The 22185-nt window shown below is 70.1% G+C and carries 23 protein-coding genes and 1 riboswitch; of the genes, 10 read left to right on the top strand and 13 right to left on the bottom strand.

The genetic code is table 11. From position 1 onward, the window contains the following. Window positions 1–105: 105 nt before the first annotated feature. Window positions 106–930 carry an aldo/keto reductase gene (locus B7K24_RS05935; RefSeq protein WP_234986569.1) on the bottom strand — a complete coding sequence of 275 codons (825 nt, stop codon included), beginning with the start codon at window positions 928–930 and terminating at the stop codon, window positions 106–108. 111 nt (window positions 931–1041) lie between these two features. On the opposite strand from B7K24_RS05935, the gene B7K24_RS05930 reads away from it, so the two are divergent. Then, entirely contained in the window at window positions 1042–1932 is an 891-nt protein-coding gene (locus tag B7K24_RS05930) for an ABC transporter ATP-binding protein (RefSeq protein WP_084129173.1), read from the top strand. Next, window positions 1929–3563: an ABC transporter permease gene (locus B7K24_RS05925; RefSeq protein ID WP_084129172.1), complete on the top strand. Its 1635-nt coding sequence runs from the start codon at window positions 1929–1931 to the stop codon at window positions 3561–3563. The genes B7K24_RS05930 and B7K24_RS05925 overlap by 4 nt, the downstream gene beginning before the upstream one ends. Before the next feature lie 33 nt (window positions 3564–3596). On the opposite strand, the gene uraH is transcribed toward B7K24_RS05925, so the two are convergent. Together uraH and uraD are read right to left on the bottom strand one after the other, a co-directional pair. Then, window positions 3597–3929, bottom strand: a complete 333-nt coding sequence (gene uraH, locus B7K24_RS05920) for a hydroxyisourate hydrolase (RefSeq protein WP_200808281.1) — start codon at window positions 3927–3929, stop codon at window positions 3597–3599. After that, complete coding sequence (gene uraD / locus B7K24_RS05915) at window positions 3926–4393, bottom strand: 2-oxo-4-hydroxy-4-carboxy-5-ureidoimidazoline decarboxylase (RefSeq protein WP_084129171.1); 468 nt, start codon at window positions 4391–4393, stop codon at window positions 3926–3928. Before uraD ends, uraH begins: the two co-directional genes overlap by 4 nt. A gap of 14 nt (window positions 4394–4407) precedes the next feature. Between uraD and B7K24_RS05910 the strand changes: the two genes are divergently transcribed. After that, a complete protein-coding gene (locus tag B7K24_RS05910; protein ID WP_200808280.1) occupies window positions 4408–4974 on the top strand; it encodes an NTP transferase domain-containing protein in 567 nt (188 codons plus the stop codon). Here B7K24_RS05910 and B7K24_RS05905 read toward each other — a convergent pair. Genes B7K24_RS05905 through B7K24_RS05895 form a run of 3 tightly spaced genes read right to left on the bottom strand, consistent with a single transcriptional unit; the run spans window position 4971 to window position 7634 of the window. After that, window positions 4971–6392 (bottom strand): glycosyltransferase, encoded by a 1422-nt coding sequence (locus tag B7K24_RS05905; protein WP_084129169.1) that lies wholly within the window; start codon window positions 6390–6392, stop codon window positions 4971–4973. The genes B7K24_RS05910 and B7K24_RS05905 overlap by 4 nt on opposite strands. Next, window positions 6389–7276 (bottom strand): HEAT repeat domain-containing protein, encoded by an 888-nt coding sequence (locus tag B7K24_RS05900; RefSeq protein ID WP_084129168.1) that lies wholly within the window; start codon window positions 7274–7276, stop codon window positions 6389–6391. Before B7K24_RS05900 ends, B7K24_RS05905 begins: the two co-directional genes overlap by 4 nt. Next, complete coding sequence (locus B7K24_RS05895; RefSeq protein ID WP_084129167.1) at window positions 7269–7634, bottom strand: response regulator transcription factor; 366 nt, start codon at window positions 7632–7634, stop codon at window positions 7269–7271. The genes B7K24_RS05900 and B7K24_RS05895 overlap by 8 nt, the downstream gene beginning before the upstream one ends. 94 nt (window positions 7635–7728) lie before the next feature. Here B7K24_RS05895 and B7K24_RS05890 point away from each other — a divergent pair, with 94 nt between their 5' ends. Both B7K24_RS05890 and B7K24_RS05885 read left to right on the top strand, forming a co-directional pair. Then, window positions 7729–9732, top strand: coding sequence for an ATP-binding protein (locus B7K24_RS05890; RefSeq protein ID WP_084129166.1), 2004 nt, complete (start codon window positions 7729–7731; stop codon window positions 9730–9732). Window positions 9733–9755: 23 nt separating this feature from the next. After that, window positions 9756–10214, top strand: a complete 459-nt coding sequence (locus B7K24_RS05885) for a VOC family protein (protein WP_084129165.1) — start codon at window positions 9756–9758, stop codon at window positions 10212–10214. Here the strand turns inward: B7K24_RS05885 and B7K24_RS05880 are convergent. Next, window positions 10190–10465, bottom strand: coding sequence for a helix-turn-helix domain-containing protein (locus B7K24_RS05880; protein WP_084129164.1), 276 nt, complete (start codon window positions 10463–10465; stop codon window positions 10190–10192). The genes B7K24_RS05885 and B7K24_RS05880 overlap by 25 nt on opposite strands. Before the next feature lie 65 nt (window positions 10466–10530). Between B7K24_RS05880 and map the strand changes: the two genes are divergently transcribed. Continuing rightward, window positions 10531–11310 carry a type I methionyl aminopeptidase gene (gene map, locus B7K24_RS05875; RefSeq protein WP_084129163.1) on the top strand — a complete coding sequence of 260 codons (780 nt, stop codon included), beginning with the start codon at window positions 10531–10533 and terminating at the stop codon, window positions 11308–11310. Window positions 11311–11323: 13 nt separating this feature from the next. Here map and B7K24_RS05870 read toward each other — a convergent pair whose 3' ends face one another. The 4 genes from B7K24_RS05870 to B7K24_RS13265 form a co-directional block, all read right to left on the bottom strand. Further along, entirely contained in the window at window positions 11324–12277 is a 954-nt protein-coding gene (locus B7K24_RS05870; RefSeq protein ID WP_084129162.1) for a diacylglycerol kinase family protein, read from the bottom strand. A 73-nt stretch (window positions 12278–12350) separates the two neighbouring features. Further along, the gene (locus B7K24_RS05865) at window positions 12351–13214 is read right to left on the bottom strand and encodes a PhzF family phenazine biosynthesis protein (RefSeq protein WP_084129161.1); all 864 of its coding nucleotides are present in this window, start codon (window positions 13212–13214) and stop codon (window positions 12351–12353) included. A gap of 84 nt (window positions 13215–13298) precedes the next feature. Next, window positions 13299–14972: an allantoate amidohydrolase gene (locus B7K24_RS05860; RefSeq protein WP_144268144.1), complete on the bottom strand. Its 1674-nt coding sequence runs from the start codon at window positions 14970–14972 to the stop codon at window positions 13299–13301. After that, window positions 14969–16195: an alanine--glyoxylate aminotransferase family protein gene (locus tag B7K24_RS13265; protein ID WP_307181973.1), complete on the bottom strand. Its 1227-nt coding sequence runs from the start codon at window positions 16193–16195 to the stop codon at window positions 14969–14971. Before B7K24_RS13265 ends, B7K24_RS05860 begins: the two co-directional genes overlap by 4 nt. 112 nt (window positions 16196–16307) lie before the next feature. After that, window positions 16308–16420, top strand: a riboswitch (TPP riboswitch). A gap of 123 nt (window positions 16421–16543) precedes the next feature. On the opposite strand from B7K24_RS13265, the gene B7K24_RS05850 reads away from it, so the two are divergent. From B7K24_RS05850 to B7K24_RS05835, 4 genes are read left to right on the top strand one after another with little or no spacing between them, the layout of a single operon-like run. Next, a complete protein-coding gene (locus tag B7K24_RS05850; RefSeq protein ID WP_084129158.1) occupies window positions 16544–16837 on the top strand; it encodes a thiamine-binding protein in 294 nt (97 codons plus the stop codon). Beyond that, window positions 16834–17634 carry an ABC transporter permease gene (locus tag B7K24_RS05845; protein ID WP_234986568.1) on the top strand — a complete coding sequence of 267 codons (801 nt, stop codon included), beginning with the start codon at window positions 16834–16836 and terminating at the stop codon, window positions 17632–17634. Before B7K24_RS05850 ends, B7K24_RS05845 begins: the two co-directional genes overlap by 4 nt. Before the next feature lie 18 nt (window positions 17635–17652). After that, on the top strand, window positions 17653–18678 hold the full coding sequence (locus B7K24_RS05840; protein ID WP_084129157.1) for an ABC transporter substrate-binding protein: 1026 nt from the start codon (window positions 17653–17655) through the stop codon (window positions 18676–18678). A gap of 32 nt (window positions 18679–18710) precedes the next feature. Next, window positions 18711–19439 carry an ATP-binding cassette domain-containing protein gene (locus B7K24_RS05835; protein WP_234986567.1) on the top strand — a complete coding sequence of 243 codons (729 nt, stop codon included), beginning with the start codon at window positions 18711–18713 and terminating at the stop codon, window positions 19437–19439. A gap of 2 nt (window positions 19440–19441) precedes the next feature. Here B7K24_RS05835 and B7K24_RS05830 read toward each other — a convergent pair whose 3' ends face one another. Beyond that, entirely contained in the window at window positions 19442–21016 is a 1575-nt protein-coding gene (locus B7K24_RS05830) for an AtzH-like domain-containing protein (protein ID WP_084129155.1), read from the bottom strand. Further along, window positions 21013–22113 (bottom strand): acetamidase/formamidase family protein, encoded by a 1101-nt coding sequence (locus B7K24_RS05825; protein ID WP_084129154.1) that lies wholly within the window; start codon window positions 22111–22113, stop codon window positions 21013–21015. Before B7K24_RS05825 ends, B7K24_RS05830 begins: the two co-directional genes overlap by 4 nt. Window positions 22114–22185: the final 72 nt, after the last annotated feature.

Here is a 22185-nt window from a genome sequence, read left to right as displayed (position 1 = left end):
GTCGGACTCTGCGCGGACAACAACGCTCAGCGCCCCATAGGACGCACCGATCGGTTCAAAGCAACGGTGGTTGTCCCATGGGGCGCTGTGGCGTGCGAGTGAGGCTCAGACCATGTCGAAGGTGTCAGGGTTGGGGCCCTGACGGCCGGACTCCCCCTGGTCGAGCGCGTCGATGCGGGTCATCTGCTCGGGCGTGAGCGTGAAGTCGAAGATCGCGAAGTTCTCCTCCATGCGTTCGCGCTTCATCGACTTGGGGAAGATGATGTCGCCGCGTTGCAGGTGCCAGCGCAGGATCACCTGGGACGGGGCGCGTCCGGTCTCGGCGGCGATCTCGGCCACCGTCGCGTCGTCAAGCACCGCTCCCTGACCCAGCGGGCCCCACGCCTCGACAGCGATTGCGTGGTCGTGCGACGCCTGGCGAGCGGCCTCGTTGCGGAAGTAGGGGTGCACCTCGATCTGGTTGACCGCCGGCGCGAGCCCGGTCGCGTCGACAATCTGGTTGAGGTGATCGGGCTGGAAGTTGGACACGCCAACCGACGTGAGCCTGCCGTCTGCGGTGAGCTCCAGCATCGCCTTCCACGTCGACACGAAGTCGCCGTCGTAGCGCGTGGGCAGCGGCCAGTGAATAAGGAACAGGTCGAGCCTGTCGACGCGTAGCTTCTCCAGCGTCTCCTCGAACGTGCGGATCACGTCGTCGCGACGGTGGTTGCCGTTCTGGAGCTTGGAGGTGAGATAGATCTCGTCACGCGGGATGCCGGAGTCCGCGACGGCCTCGCCGACCTCGGCCTCGTTCTTGTAACCCTGCGCCGTGTCGATGTGGCGGTACCCGACCTCGAGTGCGGCACCGACGGTGGCCGCCGTCTCCTCGGGAGGCACCAGGTACGTGCCGAATCCCAGCTGGGGGATCGTCGTGGAATCGTTGAGCTTCACTGAATCAACCATGGTGAGGCCAACCACGTGGACGGCGCGGCGATTCCCGCACCGCGCGCCACGCCGGGTCTAGGGTCGCTCGTAGGAGCAAGTTACGCGAGGGAGCCGCCCATGCCTGACGCCGTCATCGAGGTCAGTGGCCTCACCAAGCACTTCGGCAAGTTTCGGGCGCTCGATGGGCTCGATCTCACGGTGACGAAGGGCGAGGTGCACGGATTCCTCGGCCCCAATGGCGCGGGCAAGTCCACCACCATCCGGGTGTTGCTGGGCCTGCTCAAGGCAGATGCCGGCAATGTCGCCTTGCTCGGTGGCGACCCGTGGAAGGACGTCGTCGCGCTCCACCGGCGCCTCGCCTACGTGCCCGGGGATGTCTCCCTGTGGCCTGGCATGACGGGCGGCGAGGCCATCGACCTGCTCGGGGCGCTGCGCGGCAGCCTCGACGAGGCCCGGCGCAAAGAACTAGTGGAGCGGTTCGAGCTCGACACCACCAAGCGTGGACGCCAGTACTCCAAGGGCAACAAGCAGAAGGTCGCCCTCGTCGCCGCCCTCGCCTCCGATGCCGAGCTGCTCATTCTGGACGAGCCCACCTCCGGCCTCGACCCCCTCATGGAACAGGTGTTTCAGGACACCATCCAGGAGGCCAAGGACCGCGGCGTCACGGTGCTGCTGTCGAGCCACATCATGTCCGAGGTCGAAACCCTGACGGACCGCATCAGCATCATCCGCGAGGGAGCCATCGTCCGCACCGGCACCCTGGACGACCTGCGCACCGACACCCGCTCCACCATCACCGCGAGCCTCGCGCGCACGCCCGACGCCGCCCTCCTCGCGGCGCTCGACGACGTCACCCTCAGCGGTCACGACCTCACCGCCACCGTCGAGCCCAGCCAGATAGGCGAGGCCATGGCCCTGCTCACCCAGTACGGGCTGAGCGACCTCACCGTCCAGCCCGCGAGCCTCGAGAAGCTCTTCCTCGAGCTGTACGACAAGGCGACGCGATGACCGCCCAGCCCGCCACGGCATCGGCCACACCCAAGGCCGCCCCCAAGGCCACCGGCACTCGGCTGCTGCTCACCACGTCACTTCACCACGACGGGCGGCGCATGGCGCCGTGGCTCGCGCTCGTGACGCTGCTGTCCGTGTCGTCGGTGCTGGTCTACCCCTGGGTGTTTCCCGACCGGTCCGACCGGGAGGCATTGCAGCAGGCGATCGACTCGAATCCAGCGGTGGGTCTCATCTTCGGCCCCGCGAACGACCTGCTCACCACCGACGGATTCAATGCGTGGCGCACGCTTGCGCTGGGCGGCTTCCTCGCGGCCATGGGGGCGATCTTCACCGTCGTTCGCGCCACCCGCGGCCAGGAGGACTCGGGGCAAGCGGAACTGCTCGCCTCGGGCGTGATGGGCCGCTCCACGCGGCTGCTGACGGGCGTCATCATGGCCCTCACCGGCGCGGTCGCGACCGGCGTCATCGCGGGCAGCCTGACCATCCTCTGCGGCGGTGGCACCGAGAACTCGCTGCTCCTCGCCAGCACCTGGACCGTGACCGGCTGGATGTTCGCGGGGGTCGCGGCGGTCGCAGCGCAGATCGGCGCCGACGCGCGCACCTCCACAGCCATCTCCGTGGGGACGCTCGGCACGCTGTTCATCCTGCGGGGCTTCGTCTACTCCGTCGAAGGCCCGGCGTGGGCCATCTGGATGAACCCCCTGGGCTGGATGCAGGAGACCGCGCCCGCCGGCGACAATCGGTGGTGGCCGCTGTCACTCGGCATCGGCCTGGCCGCGGTCCTGCTGGTGATCGCCTTCGCGCTCGAGGGCGGCCGCGACTTTGGCCAGGGCCTCATCAAGCCCGGACCCGGACCCGAGCGCGGGCGGGCGCGCGGGCCGTGGGGTCTCGCGTGGCGCCTCGCCAGGGGCTCGGTGATCACGTGGACCATCGCGTTTGTGCTGCTGGGATTCGTGTTCGGCTACTTCGCGATGTCCATCACGGACCTCATTAAGGAGGGCAGCCCCCTCGCCGCCGCGCTCGCCTCGGGCGCCGTGAACCCCGACGACCTGGTGGGCGAGTTCCTTGTCTCCGTGCTCTCCCTGGTGTCGATCTTCGCGGCCATCCCGAGCGTGCAGGTCCTACTGCGGGTCCGGGGCGAGGAGATGGAGGACCGAGTCGAGCCCATCATGGCGACGGCGACCGCACGGCCTCGGTACTACGCGGCGAATGTGGCGCTCGCGCTAGCGCTTCCCCTGGTCTACATGGGCATCGCAGGAGCCGTCATCGCGGCGCTCGCCTCGGGCGCGGACCTCGGCGTCGAGTTCGGCGAGGTGTGGCTCCAGGCCTTCATGATGGGGCCGGCCATCTGGACCATCATCGCGGTGTCCGTGGCGATCGTGGGCGCCCGGCCCAAGGTAGCCGTCGCGGCGTGGGCGGGCGTCGCTGCGACCTTCGTCATCACCCTGTTGGGGCCGTCGTTCAAGTTTCCCGACTGGGCGCTCGGGATCAGCCCCTTGTGGCACGCGCCCAACGTCGTCGTCACGGAGACCGATTGGACCGGGCTGGCGTGGGTCACGCTGGTCGCACTTGGCTTCACTCTCGTGGGGTTCGCCGGCTTCCGCCGTCGCGACCTGGCCGTCGAGTAGGGCCGATGCCGCGGCGGGCGGCCGTACTGGGGCTCAGCTCCCGCGATACGTCGAGTACGCGAACGGGCTGAGCAGGAGTGGCACGTGATAGTGATCGCCGTCGCCCACGGTGAACGTGATGATGACCTCGGGATAGAACGCGTCCACGCCCTGACGCTCGAAGTACATGCCGGTGTCGAAGCGCACCTGATAGTCCCCGGGCGCGAGGCGGTCGGGACCCAACTCGCCGATGCGGCCGTCGTCATTGGTGACACCCGAGGCGACCGGCTCCCAGCCGCCTTCCTCGCGCGCGGACAAGGTGACGGCGACACCCGCGGCGGGCGTCCCCGTGACGGCGTCGAGGACGTGCGTCGTCAGGTGGCTCATGCGTTCTCCCAGGTGGCCTTGAGGCGCAGCGCGGCGATCTGCCGCAACTGCTCAGACGTCTCGTTCAGTTCGGTGAGCGGATCGTTGGCGAGGCGGCGCTCGAGCTCGGCGAGGATCTCCTCGCGCGTGCGGCCGGCGGCGCGGATGAGGAACACGCGTCCAAAACGCTCCTCGTAGGCGCGGTTGCCCGCCTCGAGACGGTCGGCGAGGACCTCATCGGGGCTTTGGCTGGCCGACTGCTCTGCGGCCGAGAAGCGCGCCTCCGCGCCGTCGCCCTCGTGACTCTCCCCGATACGAGGGTGGGCGCCGAGCGCCTCGTCGACCTCGGCCTCACTGAGGTCGGCCGCGGCGCGTTCCGAAGCCTCCAGCAGCGCCTCAAGGGTGTCGAACTTCTGCTCGACAAGTTCGTCAGCCCACCGGCGAATCCGCAGGCACGACAACAGTTGGTCACGATCCACACTCATCACACCATCCTAGGATGGCAGGCATGGATGTCACGGGAGTGGTGCTAGCCGCGGGGGCGGGAACACGCGCCGGAGGCCCCAAGGCGCTGCGCAAGCGCGAGGACGGCACGCCGTGGCTCACCGTCGCCGTCGAGGCTCTGCGTGGCGCGGGATGCCGCGAGGTCATCGTGGTGCTCGGGCCTGAGGCCGATGCGGCGGCTGGGTTGGTGCCACGCGGCACCTTGCCCGTGGTCGCGTCCGATTGGGCCGAGGGCCAGTCGGCCTCCCTCAAGGTGGGGCTGGCAGCTGCATCCACGTCGAGCGCGGACGCCGTCCTGCTGACCCTCGTGGACCTGCCGCACCAGAGCGCGGCGGCGGCGCGACGTGTGGTCGCGGCCGGCGCGGACGACCCGCGTGGCAGCCTCGCGCGCGCTCAGTACTCGGGCGTCCCGGGGCACCCGGTGTATCTGGGCCGTGACCACTGGGGCGAGATTGGTGGGAGCGTCAGCGGAGACGTGGGGGCGCGCGAGTATCTCGACACGCACCTGACAATCGCGGTGGACTGCACCGATCTGGGCGGCGGCGAGGACGCCGACGCTTAAGGCGTCTCGGAGAAGCCGCGCCGGGTCATCACGCCCCAGGCGGCCTTCTCGCCACGCAGCGACGCGATGAGGCCACGCACTCGCCACCACAGGTGCAGTGGACGGAACCAGAACGGCTCAAGCACCGCGGCGAGGGAAAGCCCCGCCATGTCGGACAGGCGGCGGTAGCGTCCGAACGCGACGACCTCGACAAGAAGCGCCGCAAGCGATACCGCGATGGACAGCAGGAACGACACGGCGACGAACACCACGAACACCCAGGGCGCGATCCACCCGAACGCGATACCCACGATCGCGGCGGCGAAGCCCACCAGCTCGATGACCGGCCCCCACAGTTCGAAGAGCCAGAAGTACGGCATGGTGAGCATGCCGAGTCGCCCGTAGCGTGGCCTGCCGATCATGTCGCGGAACTTGCCGAGCAACTCCCCGAGCCCGTGGGACCATCGTCGGCGCTGACGCGAGATCACGGCGAGGGTCGAGGGGGTCTCGGACCAGCACACGGGCTCCGCGACGAACACCACGCGATAGTCCTGGCGGCGTTCCTTGAGGAGCCGATGCGTCGCGACCACGAGGTCCGCGTCCTCGGCCAGCGACGTCTCGTCAAGCCCGCCCACCTCCGCCATGACGTCGCGGCGGAAGACTCCGAAGGCTCCGGAGATGATCATGAGGCCGTTGGCGGCCGACCACCCGGCACGGCCCACCAGGAACGCACGCATGTATTCGAGTACCTGGGTGCGCTCCAGCATGGTGCCGGGAGCCTTGACATCGACCACGCGGCCGCGTTCCACGGTCGAGCCGTTCGACGGCAACACCACTCCCCCGGCGGCGACGACCGTCGGGTCGTCCACGAAGGGCTGGGCGACCCGCAACAGAGCATCGGGCTCGAGGATCGAGTCCCCATCGATCATGCACACGAGCGGCTTGGAGCAGAGGCGAAACGCGGCGTTGACGGCGTCGGATCGGCGCCCCACCGACGCCTTGCGCAGCAACACCAGGCCAGGGTGGCGGCGGGAGCGATACGTCGCGATGGTGCGCCCCACCTGCTGGACGCCGTCCTCGACCACCGGCACGTACCGCTCCTCAAGGTCGAACGTGTCGATCAGGCGCTGGGCGGTGGCGTCGGAGGAGCCGTCGTCGACCACGATGATCTCCAGGCTCGGGTAGCGCGCCTCGAGCAGCGACTGCACCGACTGCAGGATGCCCGCCTCCTCGTTGTGCGCGGGCACGATGACGGACACCCCTGGCGCGAGCGGGTTCGAGAACGTGAGCGCCTGCGTGTTCTCGTCCTCCCACCGTTGTTCGCGTGCCACGTGCACCGTGGCGCCGATGATGACCGAGCCGAAGATGACGTGGTGCACCAGGTAATACAGGGTGAGCGCGAGGGTGACGACCGTGAACACCCACTCCACCGGGCTCATGGCTCAAGCCTCACGTGGTGGAGTTCGGCGTATGCGCCATGAAGCGAGCGCTGCACCAATGGAGGCAGGTCGTGGCGACGCAGGCGCGCGTCGATGGGCGTCGCCGAGCGCGGGTCTCCCAGGCGCGCCAGGGACCAGGCCGCGGCATCGACAACGGCAGGATTGTCGTGGGCGACCGCATGCTCGAGCGCGACGCGGGCATCCGTAAGATGCAAAAAGCCCGCGACCTCGGCGGCCATCGCGGTGACCTCGGGGCGATCGGACTGCCACGCGAGGCCAAGGGAACGAGCCGAACGCGGCGCGGTGTGGACGATCGACATCGCGGCGACCGACACGGGCAGGGGCGTCGCATCTGACTGCGCGGCCCGCACCAGGAACGGCACTGCGGTGTCGATGCCGCACTCGCCGAGCGCGCGGGCGGCGGCCGAGCGCACCCTCACGTCGCGGTCGCTCAGCAGGTCCAGCAATGGACGGGTCTCGCGATCCGCGAGGCATGCCACGAACATGCGTGCGCCACGGGCACGTGTAAGAGAGACGGGGCTGTGCATCATCTCCACCGCATGCCGGCGAAAGCCCTCGGCGGTGAGCCAGGCCGCGAGCGTCGCGCGATCCGCTCCGCGCAGTTTGGTCGAGAGCCTCGCGGCTGTCTTCGCGAGCGCGCGCCTGCGTGCCGATCCCCACGGCGCCCGCACGTTCTCGGACTCAAGGACGCGGAACAGCACCTCGCGGGCCCACGTCGCGCGGCGCGCATCGGCGGCATCGGCCCCCCATCGCCACACCCGGATCACCAACACGGCGACGACGAGCACCGCCACGAGCGCTGCCGAGCCGAGCAGGAGCCACGCCGCGAGCGACTCCGCGCCCGCCGTGGAGAGGTCAGGCATGCAGCAGCCGGGCGACGCGAACCATGAGCTCTCGGGTGGAGAAGGGCTTCTGAATGTATTCGTCGACACCTACCGCGTAGGCCCTCTCGAGGTCCACCTCAAGCGCCTTCGCGGTCAGCATGAGTACCGGGATGGTCGCGAGCGCGAGGTCCGCACGCATGGCCTCACAGACCTCGATGCCGTTCATGCGCGGCATCATCCAGTCGAGGATCACCAGGTCGGGTGTCGACGCCACGACGGCAGCGAGTCCCGCCCGCCCGTCAGACTCGACCTCGACCTCGTGACCACCCGCGCGGAGCTTGTGCGCCACCAGCAAGGAGATGTCAGGGTCGTCCTCGATCACGACGACACGTGCCACGCGGTGCTCCCTTCGTTGCGGCGCGCCGATCTCACGCCAGGCTGCTTGGGGTCCACCCTAAACTGTCAGGCACGACACGCTCGGAGGTGACGTAGTGCACGTCTTGACGGCCGCACGGCCCGCGCGGTTGGCCCTCACCGTGGCCGGCCTCGTCGTTCTCACGTTCACACTCGGCGTGCTCGCCGTAGAGCTCGCTGCCTACGGGGAATCCACCTCGGCGTGGTGGCCGGCCGCGGGCACCGCCGTCATTGCGGTCATGGTGTCACCACGGCGATGGTGGCCGTGGGTGGCGCTCGCCCTCGTGGTTTTCACCGGGGCGTCTAACGTCGCTGCGGGGCGTGACCTCAATCTCTCCCTCGCCTACGGCTTGGTGAACGCTGCCGAAGCGACCGCAGTTGCTTGGCTCCTCACGCGCGGCGGAAGCCCCCCACGACTGGTGAACGTGAAGGAAGTCTCAACCCTCCTGGTTGCCGCCGCGGTCGGCTCCGCAGTTGCCGGCGTGGGTGCGGCCACTTCCGTCACGCTCATCCAGGGTGGGATGTGGTGGCCTACGGCGTTCTCCGTCTTTCCCAGCCATCTTTCCGCCATCCTCACGATCCTGCCGATCGCACTGGCGCGTCGGGGCGAGTCTCGTTCGGCGGGCTCGCCCCTGCGCTGGCTCCAACCATGGGCGCTGGCGGTGGCAATCATCATCGTGTTCAGCACTCGATCCCAGTTGCCCATCACCTTCATCATCTTCCCCCTGCTCATGTGGGGCGCCTTCGCACTGTCCATGCGGGCGCTCGCGGTGGAACTGGTCATCACCGCAACGGCGGTCACGACGTTCACGATGCTGGGCAATGGACCGTTCGCTATCTCGGACTGGAGCACCCTTGAGCAGCGGATCGTGGTGCAAGGGTTCCTGTGGACCTTTGTCGCTTCCACGCTGTACGTATCTGCAGCGCGCATCGAACAGCTCACCGCCGTGACGCGCGTGCGACGTCGAGAGGAACTCTTGCGGTCGGGCATCGTCGGAGCCCCCATCGGCATGCTGCTCCTACGCGAGGACAACGACGGCAGGCTTTGGACTATCGAGAGCAACGCGCGGGCCCGCAGATCACTGGGCCTGGGCAGCCTGAGTGATCACGACGGTGAGGAGCCGATTCCGGTCCAGGCAGAGGACGACGGTACCCGCGCCCTTGTGGAGGCCGCCCGTTCGTCCACAGGCACGGATGGCGACGACACGACCGCCGTTGACGTCACCGTCGCCGGACGATCACTCGAGCTCACGGCCACACGCATGGACCCGGAAGACGAGGACACCCTCGTCATCGTCCAGGTCGGCGATGTCACGGAACAGCGCCAGCATCTCCGGGCCGTGCGCCAGGCGCTGGCTGCGGAAAAGGAGGCAGTGGCGACGCTGCGCGCCGCGGACCGCGAGCGCGAAGAGTTCGTCGCATCGGTCAGTCACGAACTGCGGACACCCATCACGAGCATCGTCGGCTTCGTCGAGGTCCTCCTCGACGAGGAAGACGTGGACCCGGTGCAGCGCCGTCATCTCGAAATCATCGAACGCAACGCGCGGCGACTGGGCGGCCTCGTGGAAGACATCCTCGCGCTCACCGTTGCCACGACGGCCCGCCGCGCCGCCTGCGACGTCTCACGCCTCGCCGCCGACGCCGTGCAGGACGTGAGTACCGGCGCCGACCAGCGCCGCGTGTCGATCGTGATGCGCGACAGCCCCGCCACCTTCGTCGTCGGAGTGCGCGCGGACCTCGAGCGCATCCTCATCAATCTGCTCAGCAACGCGGCCAAATTCAGCCCACCGGGCTCGACGGTGCACGTCGCCATCGACCGCCAGGGCGACCCGGTGCGGCTGACGATCACGGACGAGGGGCCAGGCATACCGCCCGACCAGATCGAACAGGTCTTTGGCCGCTTTCAGCGCGGGACATTCGCCACCGAGAACCAGGTCCCTGGCGTGGGACTAGGACTCGCCATGGTGCGCGAACTCGCCCACCGCAACGACTTCACCGTGCGGCTCGTCTCCGACGGCGAGCACGGCACCACGGCCGTCGTCGAGATGCCCCGCTCGCCCTCGCCGGACTTCACGACGTAGCGCACCCGCAGTAGCGTCCTTCCATGGCGATCTCGCTCAACAACGTCGGCATCGCGGTGAGGGACCTCGACGCCGCCGTGGCGTTCTTCACCGACCTCGGGCTGACGGTCGAGGGCACCGACACCATCAGCGGCGAATGGGCCGACACGGCCGTCGGCCTCGACGGCAACCACGCACGCATTGCGCTGCTAGCCACCCCCGACGGCCACGGCCGCGTGGAGCTCTTCGAGTACCTGCACCCCGCAGCCATCGAGACCGGGCCGACCGAGCCGAACACCATCGGCATGCACCGGATCGCGTTCCAGGTCGACGACATCGACGTCTCGCTCGAGGTCGCGGCCCGTCACGGCTGTCACCCTCTGCGCGGCGTCGCGAACTACCGCGACGTGTACAAGCTCACCTATCTGCGCGGCCCCAGCGGCATCCTCGTCATGCTCGCCCAGGACCTCCGTGAGGCTCAGGACGCCGAGCCGACCGCCTGAGCGTCGCTCTCGTCACTCACCTGCGCCCACAACTCGTCGAGGGAAATGCCCAGGACGCACGCGATCGCGGCAATCGTGGGAAAGGACGGTGTCGCTACCCTGCCCGACTCGATCTTGCGCAGCGTCTCCGGCGAGATGCCTGCCGTCAGCGCGGTGGCGAGGAGGGGGCGCTCGCCGCGCGCACGGCGTAGCGCCACACCCAGGCGCTGCCCGCGCTGGAGCTCGTCGACGGTCAGGGGAAGGCGCACCATGAAGCCAATACTAATACCGGGATAGTATTCTGGGATAGTTATTCGCCTCACCGAAGGACGACCCAATGATCGAGCTGTTCACCACCGCCGAAATCGCCCGTGCCCGCCGCACCGGCGCCCTCGTCGGAGACATCCTTGCCTCTGCGCGTGAGCGCACGGTGGCGGGCACTAACCTGCTCGAGATCGACGCGTGGGCGCGGGAGATGATGACGGACGCGGGCGCTCAGTCCTGCTACGTCGACTATGCCCCGTCGTTCGGCGACGGACCCTTCGGCCACTACATCTGCACCTCGGTGAACGACGCCGTGCTGCACGGCCGCCCGCGCGATCAGGTGGTCCAGGCCGGCGACCTCGTCACGCTGGACCTCGCCGTATCGCTCGACGGGATCGTCGCGGACGCAGCGGCCAGCTTCGTGGTGGGGCCAACGGCCGATGCCGCAAGCACCGCGCTCATTGACGCCACCGAGCGTGCACTCGCCGCGGGCATCGAGGCCGCGGGGCCCGGCGCACGCATCGGCGACATCTCGCATGCCATCGGCGACGTCCTCACCGCAGCGGGCTACAGCGTTAACACCGAGTTCGGCGGCCACGGGGTGGGATCGACCATGCACCAGGACCCCCACATCCCGAACCTCGACCGGGCGGGCCGCGGCTACCGGCTGCGCGAGGGCCTGCTGCTCGCGATCGAGCCATGGGTCATGGAGGATACCGATGAGCTCGTCACGGATACCGATGGGTGGACGCTGCGCTCCGCGACGGGCTGCCGCACCGCGCACAGCGAGCACACGGTCGCCATCACCGAGGACGGGGCGGAGATCCTGACGCTCCCGAGCGCGACTCGGTAGCGGCGCCGGGGGGCTACGTCCGCGGCACGCGCACCGCGAGCGCTCCTGGCTGCACCGAGAACGTGATGCGGGCCGTCTCGCCGACCTCGTCCCCGTCCAGTTCCAGCATGCGGGGCTGCTCGAGGTCCACCACCAGGTCCTTCACGCGACGGTGATCCACCGACTCGGAGCTCTCGGCCCTGTCACTCGCGCCCACCAGGCGCTTGAGTCCGTTGTCCCACACCATGGAACGCAGCGTGTCGAGCCAGCCGGAGACGCCGTCGGCGCTGAGTACGAGCATGTCGAGCTCGCCATCGTCGGGCAGCGCATCGGGCAGGAGCGTCACTCCCCCGGTCAGGAGCCCGCAGTTGCCGACGATCAGGGTGTGCGCCTCGTACCGCTCGGTGTCGCCATCGTCCACACCCAGCCCCATCGCGATCACGTCGCTGGCCGAGACGGCCCGACCCAGCGACTCCACATAGGCGAGCCAGCCCACCTTGCCCTTGAGGTCCTCGTCGGTCTCGGTGATCATGTGCGCGTCGATGCCGATGCCCGCCATGACGGTGAAGGCCAGTCGCACGTCGCCATCGCCGCAGTCGGCCTCCGCCCAGGCGAGATCCACGGTACGGTCCTCGCCGCTGAGCGCGGCGGCGAAGGCATCCGGCAGCGAGTTCAGCGGGATATCGAGGTTACGCGACAGCAGATTGCCGGTGCCCATGGGGACGATGCCGAGGGCCGCATTCGTGTCCGCATCGGCAAGCGTCTGCGCCACCGCACGCACGGTGCCGTCGCCGCCCGCGGCCACCACGACATCGGCCCCCGCCTCCAGCGCCTCGCGGGCCTGCCCGAAACCGGGATCCTCGACCGTGGTCTCCCACCACGAGACCTCGGTATCGGCACCCTCGAGCGCCCTGTCGAGCGCCTCCTGGAGATCGTCCTTGCTGGTCTTGGCCGGGTTCCACACAATGCCAACGTGCGCTGCGTTCACGGCGTGCCTCCTCAGTTCGCTTCCGTGCCTGACGTGCGCGCGCCGCCCCCGCGCCGTCGGGGACAACGCCGCGTTACGCCTGGATAGTCCCGGCGACGGCCACGCGAGTGAAGCCCCCTACCCAGATCTCCTCGGCATCGGCCGTCACCGAGACGCGTCCGTCGCGTCCCATCGCCGTCCCCTGACGGGCGACGTACGGAGCCTCGATGCGCCCGGACTCCGTGAGCCACTGTGCGAGGGACGCGTTGAGCGAGCCGGTGACCGGGTCCTCCCACACGGGCGCGCCGGCGTCGTAGACGAACGCGCGCACCTCCAGGTCCACGCCCTCGGGATGGCCGATGCCGTGGCCGGCTCCGTACAGACCCACAAGCCCGTAGAACCCGCGTTCCGAGCGAGGGCTCGCATCGGGTTCGCATTCCAGGACGCGCGAGGCGTCGGCGAGCAGCAGACCCAGCCAGCCCGGGCCGTTGTCGACCCAGGCCGCGTCGACGACCTCGTCGCGCGCGATGCGTAGGCGGTCACAGGCGACCGCGAGGTCGGTCTCCTCGACCGCGCCTTGACGGATGCGCGGCGGCGCGGCGAAGGCGAGCGACTCGCCGTCGACCCGTACCGGCACGAGCCCGGCACCGCACTCTTGGACCACGTTGCCAGGCTGGTGCGGCGTGCGCCCCGCGTCGAGCCACGCCCGCGCCGTGCCGAGCGTGGGGTGCCCGGCGAAGGGGAGTTCCTCGGTGACAGTGAAGATGCGTACGCGGTAGTCCGCGTCGGGCGTCGTCGGCGACAGAACGAACGTGGTTTCGGACAGGTTCGTCCACGTCGCGATGCGCTGCATCTGGGCGTCACTCAGGCCGTCTGCGTCGAGGATCACCGCGACAGGGTTGCCTCGGTAGGGGCCGGAGCCGAAAACATCAACCTGACGGAAGGGGCGCGCACTCATGTCCGTCAGCGTAGGGCGCGCGACGGGTGCCGCGCGGGTGGCCGGTGGCACCCCGTTGTGCCCCGGCCCGTGCGGCAACGAGCCTTAGCGTGCCTCGAGGACGTCGACGGTGAACACCAGCGTCGAGCCGCCGGGGATGGGGCCCATGGTCTGGAATCCGTAGCCGGACTCCGGTGGGACGACCAGCAGCAGCTTGGAACCCACGGGCTGACCGACGATGCCGTCGACCCAGCCGTCGATGAGCGCGCCGTAGGCGATGGGGAAGGAGATGGCCTCGCCGCGGTCCCACGACGAGTCGAACTTGGCGCCGTCCCACAGCCAGCCGCTGTAGTGCACGGTGATGTGCTGGCCCTCCTTGACCGGCTCACCGGAGCCGGCCTCGTGGACCTCGACGACGAGTTCGTCGGGCTTCGCGGCCCCGGCGAAGTCGATGCTGGGCGCGCCGTTGGCGTCGCGGGTGATGGTGGGCAAAGTCATAGTCGCTCCTTGGGGTGGGGTGACGTCCACAGTAGCGGCCGCGGCCGGGTCCGCCTCCCTCGCGAGGGTGAGCACGGCGGCCTCGAAGGCATCGAGGGCCACGGCGACGTCGTCGGCGCGCACAGCCTCGTCCTTGTGGTGCGAGATGCCGTCCTTGCAGCGGATGAACAGCATCGCGTAGTCACACAGGTCCGCGATCGCCATGGCGTCGTGGCCGGCCTTCGACAGCAGCGTCATCGGGGCGCCGTCGCCCGTGGCACGAATGCCCTCCTCGATCGCGGCGGCGAGGCGCGCACCCACCACCGTGGCCTTCGCCTGGTGCTTCTCGTCGATGCGGAAGTCAAGGCGGCGAGCAGCCGCAGACTTGAGCGCCTTCTCCTCGATATCGAGCCACACCCGGTCGCGTAGCGCGTCGGTCTCGGCGCGCAGATCGAGGCTGAACTCCGCGCGGCCGGGGATGACGTTCTGCGCGCCGGGGAAGGCTTGCATACGGCCGACGGTACCGACGGCGCCGGCGTCGCGCGCCAGCTCCTCGACGGCGACGGCAACCTCGGCCGCGCCCAGCAGCGCGTCGCGACGACGCCCGTAGGGCACGCCGCCGGCATGCCCCGCCTCACCGATCATGGTGAGCTCGAAGCGCCTGGCACCCATGATGCCGGTGACGACACCCAGGGCCTTGTCGGCATCTTGCAGCAACGGGCCCTGCTCGATGTGGGCTTCGAGGTAGCCGATGACCCGGCGCGGATCCATGGCCGCTTCGCCGATGCGCTCGGGGTCGAGCCCGAACGCCACGAAGGCGTCCCGCAGGCTCGTGCCGTGCGGGTCGGTGAGGTCCCACCATGACTCGTCCCAAGTTCCCGCGACGGCGCAGGAGCCGAGCAGGGTGCGACCAAAGCGCGTGCCCTCCTCATCCGCGAAGCCCAGCACCTCGATGGCGAAGGGAAGGCGCTCGCCCCTGGCGGCCACGCGGCCCACCACGGCGATCGCCATCAGCGTGCCGAGGATGCCGTCGTAGCGCCCGGCGCCGGGCACGGTGTCGAGGTGGGAGCCCAGCAGGAGCACCGGGGCGTCCTCGGTCAACCCCGGGTAGGTGCCCCGCTGATTGCCGGCGGCGTCCTGCCAGGGGGTGAGGCCGGCATCGGCCATCCACTCCCCCACGGTCCAATTGGTGCGGGCGTGCTCGGGCGTGAGGTAGGCGCGGTCGATGCCGTCGTTGGCGGCCGTATGTGTCGCGAGGATGTCACAGCGGGCGAGGATCTCGGCGGCGTCGTGGGCGCTCACAGCGCCGCCTCGTACACGTCGTACGCGGCCTCGACGCCGGCACCCGATTCCATGCGGTGGCCCGCGCGGCGCAGCACCGCTTCGAGCGCCGCCACGGTCGTCAGCACGGCATCGGTCCTCGCGTTGAATCCCATGGTGCCGAGGCGCCAGATGCGGCCATGCAGGGGCCCGAAGCTGGTACCGATCTCGATGCCGAAGTCCGCGAGCATCGCCGCACGGGCCGCGTCGCCGTCGACACCCGCGGGGATCTCGACGCCCACCACGTTGGTCATCTTGTACGCGAGGTGGCCAAACGGGGTCAGCCCCAGGGCCGATGCTCCCGCAAGCATGGCGCGTCCGTGGAGGTCGTGCCGGCGCCACGAGGCGTCGAGCCCTTCCTCCAACAGGATCCTGGCGCACTCGCGGGCGCCGTAGAGCATGGTCGTCGCCTCGGTGTGGTGGTTGAGCCGGCGCTCGGACCAGTAGTCGAAGATCTGCGCCATGTCGAGGTAGTTGGAGCGGATGGGGGCGTCGAGGACGGGGTCGTCGGCGTCGCGGATGCCCTCCTCGACGCTCTTGCGCCCCTCGATCACCGCTGCCGCCTTGGCGGAGAACGTCACCGGGGCCGAGCCCGAGGGCCCGCCCAGGCACTTCTGCAACCCGGCGGTGACGACGTCGAGTCCCCATTCGTCGGTGCGCAGCTCGTTGCCGCCGATGGTCGCGGTCGCGTCGACGTACAGCAGCGCGCCGTGGCGCTCGCACAGCTCGCCCAGTCCCTCGAGGGGCTGCGCCATGGTCGTCGAGGTGTCCCCGTGCACCACCGCGAGCACCTTGGGCTGCACCTCGATGAGCGCCGCCTCGATGGCCTCGTCGGTGAAGACCTCTCCCCACTCGGCCTCGATGGTGTGCACCTCTGCGCCCACCCGGCGGGAGATCTCGGCGAGCAGGTGGCCGAAGCGGCCGAAGATCGGTACCAGCACTCGGTCGCCGGGCTCCAGGAGCGATACGAGCGCGGCCTCGATGCCCGCGCGGGACGTGCCGTCGACCAGCATCGTCTGGCGGTTTTCGGTGATGAAGACCTGGCGGTAGAGGTCCATGACCTCGTTCATCGCGCCGGTCATCGCGGGGTCATACTGGCCCACCAGCTGGGCGCTCATGGCGCGCAGGACGCGCGGGTCGGCGTTGATGGGGCCGGGGCCCATCAGCAGGCGGGGCGGCATGTTCACGGGACCGGGGATGCTCACGAGCCCATTCTGGCCTGCCGTGGTTACGCAGGCATTTCGTGGTCATGGCGCGTGTCGCCGGCAGCACGGGCTCGGGCCCTGGACCCCGGCGCCACGGTGTGGCTACGATGCAAGGGCCAACGCGGGGAGCTCGGGACAGCCGAGCTGAGAGGACGGCCACATGCGCCGTCGACCCGAGAACTTGACCTGGGTAATGCCAGCGTAAGGACGTGCCAGACGGCGCGGGCGTGGGCACGGCAGGTCAGGCGCGCTCCGGCGCGCCAGGGTCCCTGCCGTACGCACCCGCGTCTGTCGGCGACGGCGTGCTGCGTCGCGTGTTCCTTGGGTCATCAACCGCAGGAGACACGCATGATCGCTGAAATCCAAGTCCTCCCCCGCCCCGTGGGCACCCCCGAGGACCGCTACGCCCACGTCGACGCCGCCATCGCCGCCATCACCCGCTCCGGGCTCGCCTACGAGGTGGGCGCGATGGGCACGACCATCGAGGGCACGCCCGACGAGATCTGGCCGCTGCTGCGCACCATTCACGAGGCCACGCTCGCCGCGGGCGCGGAGGGCTGCATGTCGATGATCAAGGTCTCGGGCTCCGCGGCCGACGACGGCCCAAGCGTCCAGGACCTCGTGGGTAAGCACCGCGCGTGACGGCCGATGCCGTGGGCGCCGCGCGCCCGCGCGGCGGCTCGCGTGCGCGTGCGGTGGCCGTGGGCGGCGTCACCGTCGTCGTGCTCGTCGCGCTGTGGGAGGGCGCCGTGCGCCTGGGCGGCCTGCCGCCGTTCATCCTGCCCGCGCCCTCTCAGGTAGCCGCCGCGGCCGTCGATCAGGCGCCGCAGCTCGGCGAGCACGTCACGACGACGCTGACGGAGGCCGCGCTGGGGCTCGCCCTCGGCGCGACCATCGGGTGGCTGCTTGCGGTCGTGACCGCGACCGTACCGACCGCTGGGCATGTCGCCCAACCCCTCGTGTTGCTCAGCCAGACCATCCCCACGGTGGTCCTGGCCCCGCTGCTGATCCTGTGGGCGGGGTTCGGGCTGACCTCCAAGGTGATCGTCGTGGCGCTCACGGTGTTCTTCCCGGTACTGATCTCCGCGGCGGCCGCGATCCGTGACGTGGACGCGGAGCACGCCGACATGGTGGCAGGGCTCGGCGGCACCAGGCGCCACCAGTTGAGGCTGGTACGCCTGCCCGCCTCCGTTCCCGGCGCCCTGGCGGGACTGCGCATCGCCGCCACCTACGCCGTCGGCGCCGCCGTGGTGTCCGAATACCTCGCCGGCGAGTCCGGCATCGGCGTCTTTATTCAGCGCTCGCGCAAGGCCTACGCGGTCGACCAGATCTTCGTCGGGATCGCGCTCATCGCACTCCTGTCCGGCCTATTCGTCCTCGTGTTCCTTGGCCTCAGCCGCGCCCTCACTCCGTGGCAGCCCCCGGCTGCTCGCCTCTAACTCCTTAAGGACCCCCTCATGAACATCCTTCGCTTCGCTCCCCTCGCCGCCGCGGCGACCTTCCTCGCCGGCTGCTCCGGCGCATCGGCCGACGACACCACCTCGGCTGACGCTGAGGCCTCCGCGAGTGTCCTTACTGAGGTGTCGGTGGTGCTCGACTGGACACCCAACACCAACCACGCGGGCCTCTACCTCGCCCTCGCGAACGGCTGGTATGAGGACGCGGGGCTCGACGTCACCGTGATCGAGCCCGGCGAGACCTCCGGCACGCAGCTAGTGGCCACCGGCCAGGCGGACTTCGCCTACTCCGTCGCCGAGGGCCTCCTACCCGCCCGCGCCGCCGGGGCGGACGTGGTCTCGGTGGCCACGATCATCGAGCACAACACGTCCTCGTTGCTGTCGCTCGCCTCCGACGAGATCACTCGCCCGCGCGACCTCGAGGGCAAGCGCTACGGCAGCTATGGCTCGGACCTCGAGACGGCGATCATCTCCGCGCTCGTCGCGTGCGACGGCGGCGACCCCGACCTCGTGGAGCACACCCCGCTCGTGAGCGACGACTTCCGCATCGGCCTCACCGAGGACCAGTTCGACGCCGCGTGGGTGTTCGACGCCTGGGACACGGTGCGGCTCGGTGAGGTTGACGGGCTCGACGTCACCACGATGGCGTTCCGCGACTGGTTCGACTGTGTCCCCGACTGGTACACGCCACTGCTGGCGACGTCCGCTGACCTGATCGAGGCCGACCCGGCCACGGTGCGCTCTTTCGTCGAGACCACCGCACGGGGCTACGAGGCGGCCATGAAGGATCCGCAGGCCGCCGCTGACGCACTCATGGAGGCCGCACCCGAGTTGGACCGCGAGCTGGTCAATGCGAGCGCGCTGTGGCTCTCCGACCAGTACGCCTCCTCTCCCGACGCATGGGGCGTGCAGGAGGCCGACACCTGGGAGGAGTTCTCGACCTGGCTCACCGCCGGCGGCATGCTCGACGGCGACCCCCGCGTGGACGAGGCGTGGGCCAACGAGTTCCTGACCGGTGAGCAGTGACCGCTCCCGTGCTCGCGGCGAGGGGCCTTGCGGTGACCTTCGCCGGCGCGGGGCGCGCGGCCCGGGACATCGCCGTCCTCGATGACGTGACGCTCGAGGTCGCCGCCGGCGAGTTCGTGGCCGTGCTCGGACCGTCGGGGTGCGGCAAGTCCACGTTGTTGCGCGTACTCGGCGGGCTGCTGGGCCCCGACGCCGTGGTGCGCGGCGAGGTCGACGTTCCTCGCTTCGCCGACGGACGCGGTGCCACCGCGTGGATGCCGCAGCGCGACGGATTGCTGCCGTGGCGGCGGGCGTTGCCCAACGCAATGGTCGGGGCGGTGGCCGCGGGCGTGCCGCGCCAGAGGGCCGAGCCGCGAGCGCGGGCACTGTTCGAGGAGTTCGGACTCGCCGGCTTCGAGCGCGCCTGGCCACACGAGCTCTCGGGAGGCATGCGTCAGCGGCTCGCGCTGCTGCGCACGTGCCTCGCCGACAGGCCGGTGCTGCTCCTCGACGAGCCGTTCGGCGCGCTCGATCCAGTCACCAGGCGCCGCATGAACGCGTGGCTGGCAGGCATCGGCCTGGCCGACCGAGCGGGGTCCGCGGTGGTGCTCGTCACCCACGACATCGACGAGGCCGTCGCGCTGGCCGACCGGGTGGTCGTGATGTCGGAGCGTCCCGGCCGGGTCGTGCTGGAGGCCCGGGCCACCGACGGCTACGACCGGGACGCCCTGCTCGCGGCGCTGGACGCACCGTCGCCGACGACGAGAATCGCGGTCGAGTAGGCCTAGCCCTTGAGCGCCGCGAGCCACTCCATCGCGGTCTCGATCAGCGCGAGGTCCGAGCCACGGGGCCCCACCAGGCACAGTCCCACAGGGCCGCCGTCGGTCTCGAGCACCGGCACCGACAGCGCGGGGCGGCCCGTGATGCCGGCGACGGCGGTGAGGCCGAGCGTCGCCTCCCGTACCGCCTGCAGCCGCTCAGCACTCGCGTCGCGCGAGGGCGCCGTGGACGAGGCCGACGGCAGCAGCAGAATGTCGTCGCCTAGGGCGAGGTCGATCGCCTTGCGCGCCTCTCGCTTGGCCTCGAGCGCGGACGACTCCTCGTCCTTGGTCACCGACGCGGCCCACGCGAAGCGTGCGGTGACGTCCGGCGCGAGCGCGAGGGGATGGGCCGAGATCCACTCCTGCCAGTGGCGCGACGCCTCGGCGGACTGCGTGTAACGGAAGATGCGGAACAGGTCGACGGGATCGGGCAGATTGACGGGCTCGAGGCTCGCGAACACCCCGGCGCCAGAGAACGCGTCAATCACCTCGCCCAGCGACAGGGCGACGTCGTCGTCCGCGGCGAGAAATGTGGGCCCCGAGACCACGGCCGCGTCACGCGCCACGTCGCGCTGGCTCTCGGAAGGGAGCGAAGCGCGGGCCGCCGCCAAGAGCGTCTCTCCGTCCCGGGTCAACCACCCCGCCGTGTCGTACTGCGGAGCGAGAGGCAGTGCGCCGTTGAGGGACACCAGGCCGTGCGTGGGACGCAGGCCCCACAGCCCCTGGTACGACGCGGGCACGCGAATGGATCCGGCAGTGTCCGTGCCGAGGCCGATGCTCGCCTGGCCCTGGGCGACGGCGCTTGCGGGACCCGAGGACGATCCTCCGGGGATGCCCCCGGGGACCGCGGGATTCGGGGGCGTGCCGTAGGCCTCGTTCATCCCTGCGATCGAGTAGGCGAACTGGTCGGTCTGGGCGATTCCCACGACCGAGGCGCCGGCGCGGGTGAGGGCGGCCACGGCATCGGCCGACTCCTCCTCGACCTCGGACTCCGCGAGAAAGGCGGGCACTCCCGCCCCCAGGTGCTGGCCCACGACGGCGAAGACATCCTTCACGGCGACCGTGTGGCCCGCGAGCGGCCCGGTGGGTGCACCGGGGGCGAGCGGGTTACCGACGATGCGCCAGACGCGGGTGTCGATCGCGGGAGTCGGCGCGCTCACGTGTGCGGCCTCGATGACCCAGCCACCGGGGGTGGCGTCGGACTCGGTGCGCCGCCACAGCTGCGTCACCATGCCTCGCCCACCCTTCGCGGGGGCGTTCACCGACGTGAGGTACGCGTGCCTGTCGCTCAGCACGCTGATGTGGGTATCCGTCACCTCGCGGGTGGGGACGCCGCCGCGGGCGCCGCGGAAGCGGTCGATCTGCTCGCGCCCCACCAGGAGGCCGCCCGCATCACCGCGGAGGGCATCCGCGCCGTCGACGAAGTAGTGGCCGAGCGCGTCGATGTCGTTGTCCGCGAGCGCGACCTCATAGCCGATGAAGGCCTCCATCAGGCCGGCGGGGACCTCGACCCCCTCGGGGACGTGGACCCGGGTCATGCGCGCGTGGCCGTGAAGTCGGACTTGCGGATCATCGCGTGCACTCCTTGGACGAGATCGACCACCTGCGAGATGCGGAAGTCGGTGGCGGCAGAAAGATAGGCGTAGGCGAGGTGCGGCTCCATACCGTGGCGGGCGCCGAGGATGGCGACTGCCTGACGCACACATGCGCGCATTGCCTCGTCAAGGTCCGCGTCCATACCGGTAGGGATGAGGAAATCGGCGGTCTCTCCGAGCGGCCCGGCGAGCTCACCGAAGGCACGCAGCGCCTGGCGCTCGCCGATGAGCTCGAGCGTGACCGTCGCGCGCAGCGAGGCCTCAAGCGCGGTCAGCGCCACCTCGCCGTCGCCCTGCGCAAAGTGCGGATCGCCCGCGTAGAACAGGGCGTCGGCCACCTGCACAGGCAGGTACACCGTGGAGCCCACCGCCAGTTCCTTGACGTCGATGTTGCCGCCGTGCGGGCCGGGCGGGACCGAGTGGGCGCGCTCGTCGGTCGCGGTCGCGACGCCCATGATCCCTAGGAAGGGGGCGAGCGGGAAGCCTGCCACGGCAGGCCCGCCGTCACGGCCGGGGAGCCAGCCTCGCCAGGTGCCCGCGGCATCGGCCGCAATGGGGGTAAAGACCGAGACGTTGCCGTCCGAGGCCGGCATCTCCCCTGGCAGCGCGCCGCGTCCATGGCGGTTGGAGATCACGCCGTACGGCACGCGCGGCGTGAGGTCCTCGATGGTGACGGCGAGCAGGTCCCCGGGCCGGGCGCCGGAAACGGCGATGGGGCCCGTGACGACGTGCGGACCGTCGCGCTCGGGGTCGCGGGCGGCCGATGCCGTGGTTTCCCTGGCCTCGTCCAGCACCTCGTGTGCGGGGACGCCGTGGGCGCCAAAGAACGCCTCGGGGTCCGAGCCCTGGTCGGGCAGAAGGCCCTCGTGGGAGAGGGTGTCGATGACGATGGTCGCACCAGGTTCGACGGTGAGAACGGGGGCATCGGCCCGGCAGGGAAGGCGTCCCCAGGTGACCGTGTCAGTCGTGACGGGCACATAGGTGGCTCCGTCGACGCCCTCCCCGCGGCGCAGCACTCCCGCAAAGTCGCCCACGTGCATCCTCCCCGGTACCCCGCCCGGGGTGCCCTACTCTTGGTCGAGACTACCGGCGGTCTTCGACCTGCGAGGTCG

Origin of the sequence: Demequina sp. NBRC 110055 (genome assembly GCF_002090135.1) — a bacterium.
Classification (GTDB): domain Bacteria; phylum Actinomycetota; class Actinomycetes; order Actinomycetales; family Demequinaceae; genus Demequina.
This window is presented reverse-complemented; position numbering and strand designations above follow the sequence as displayed.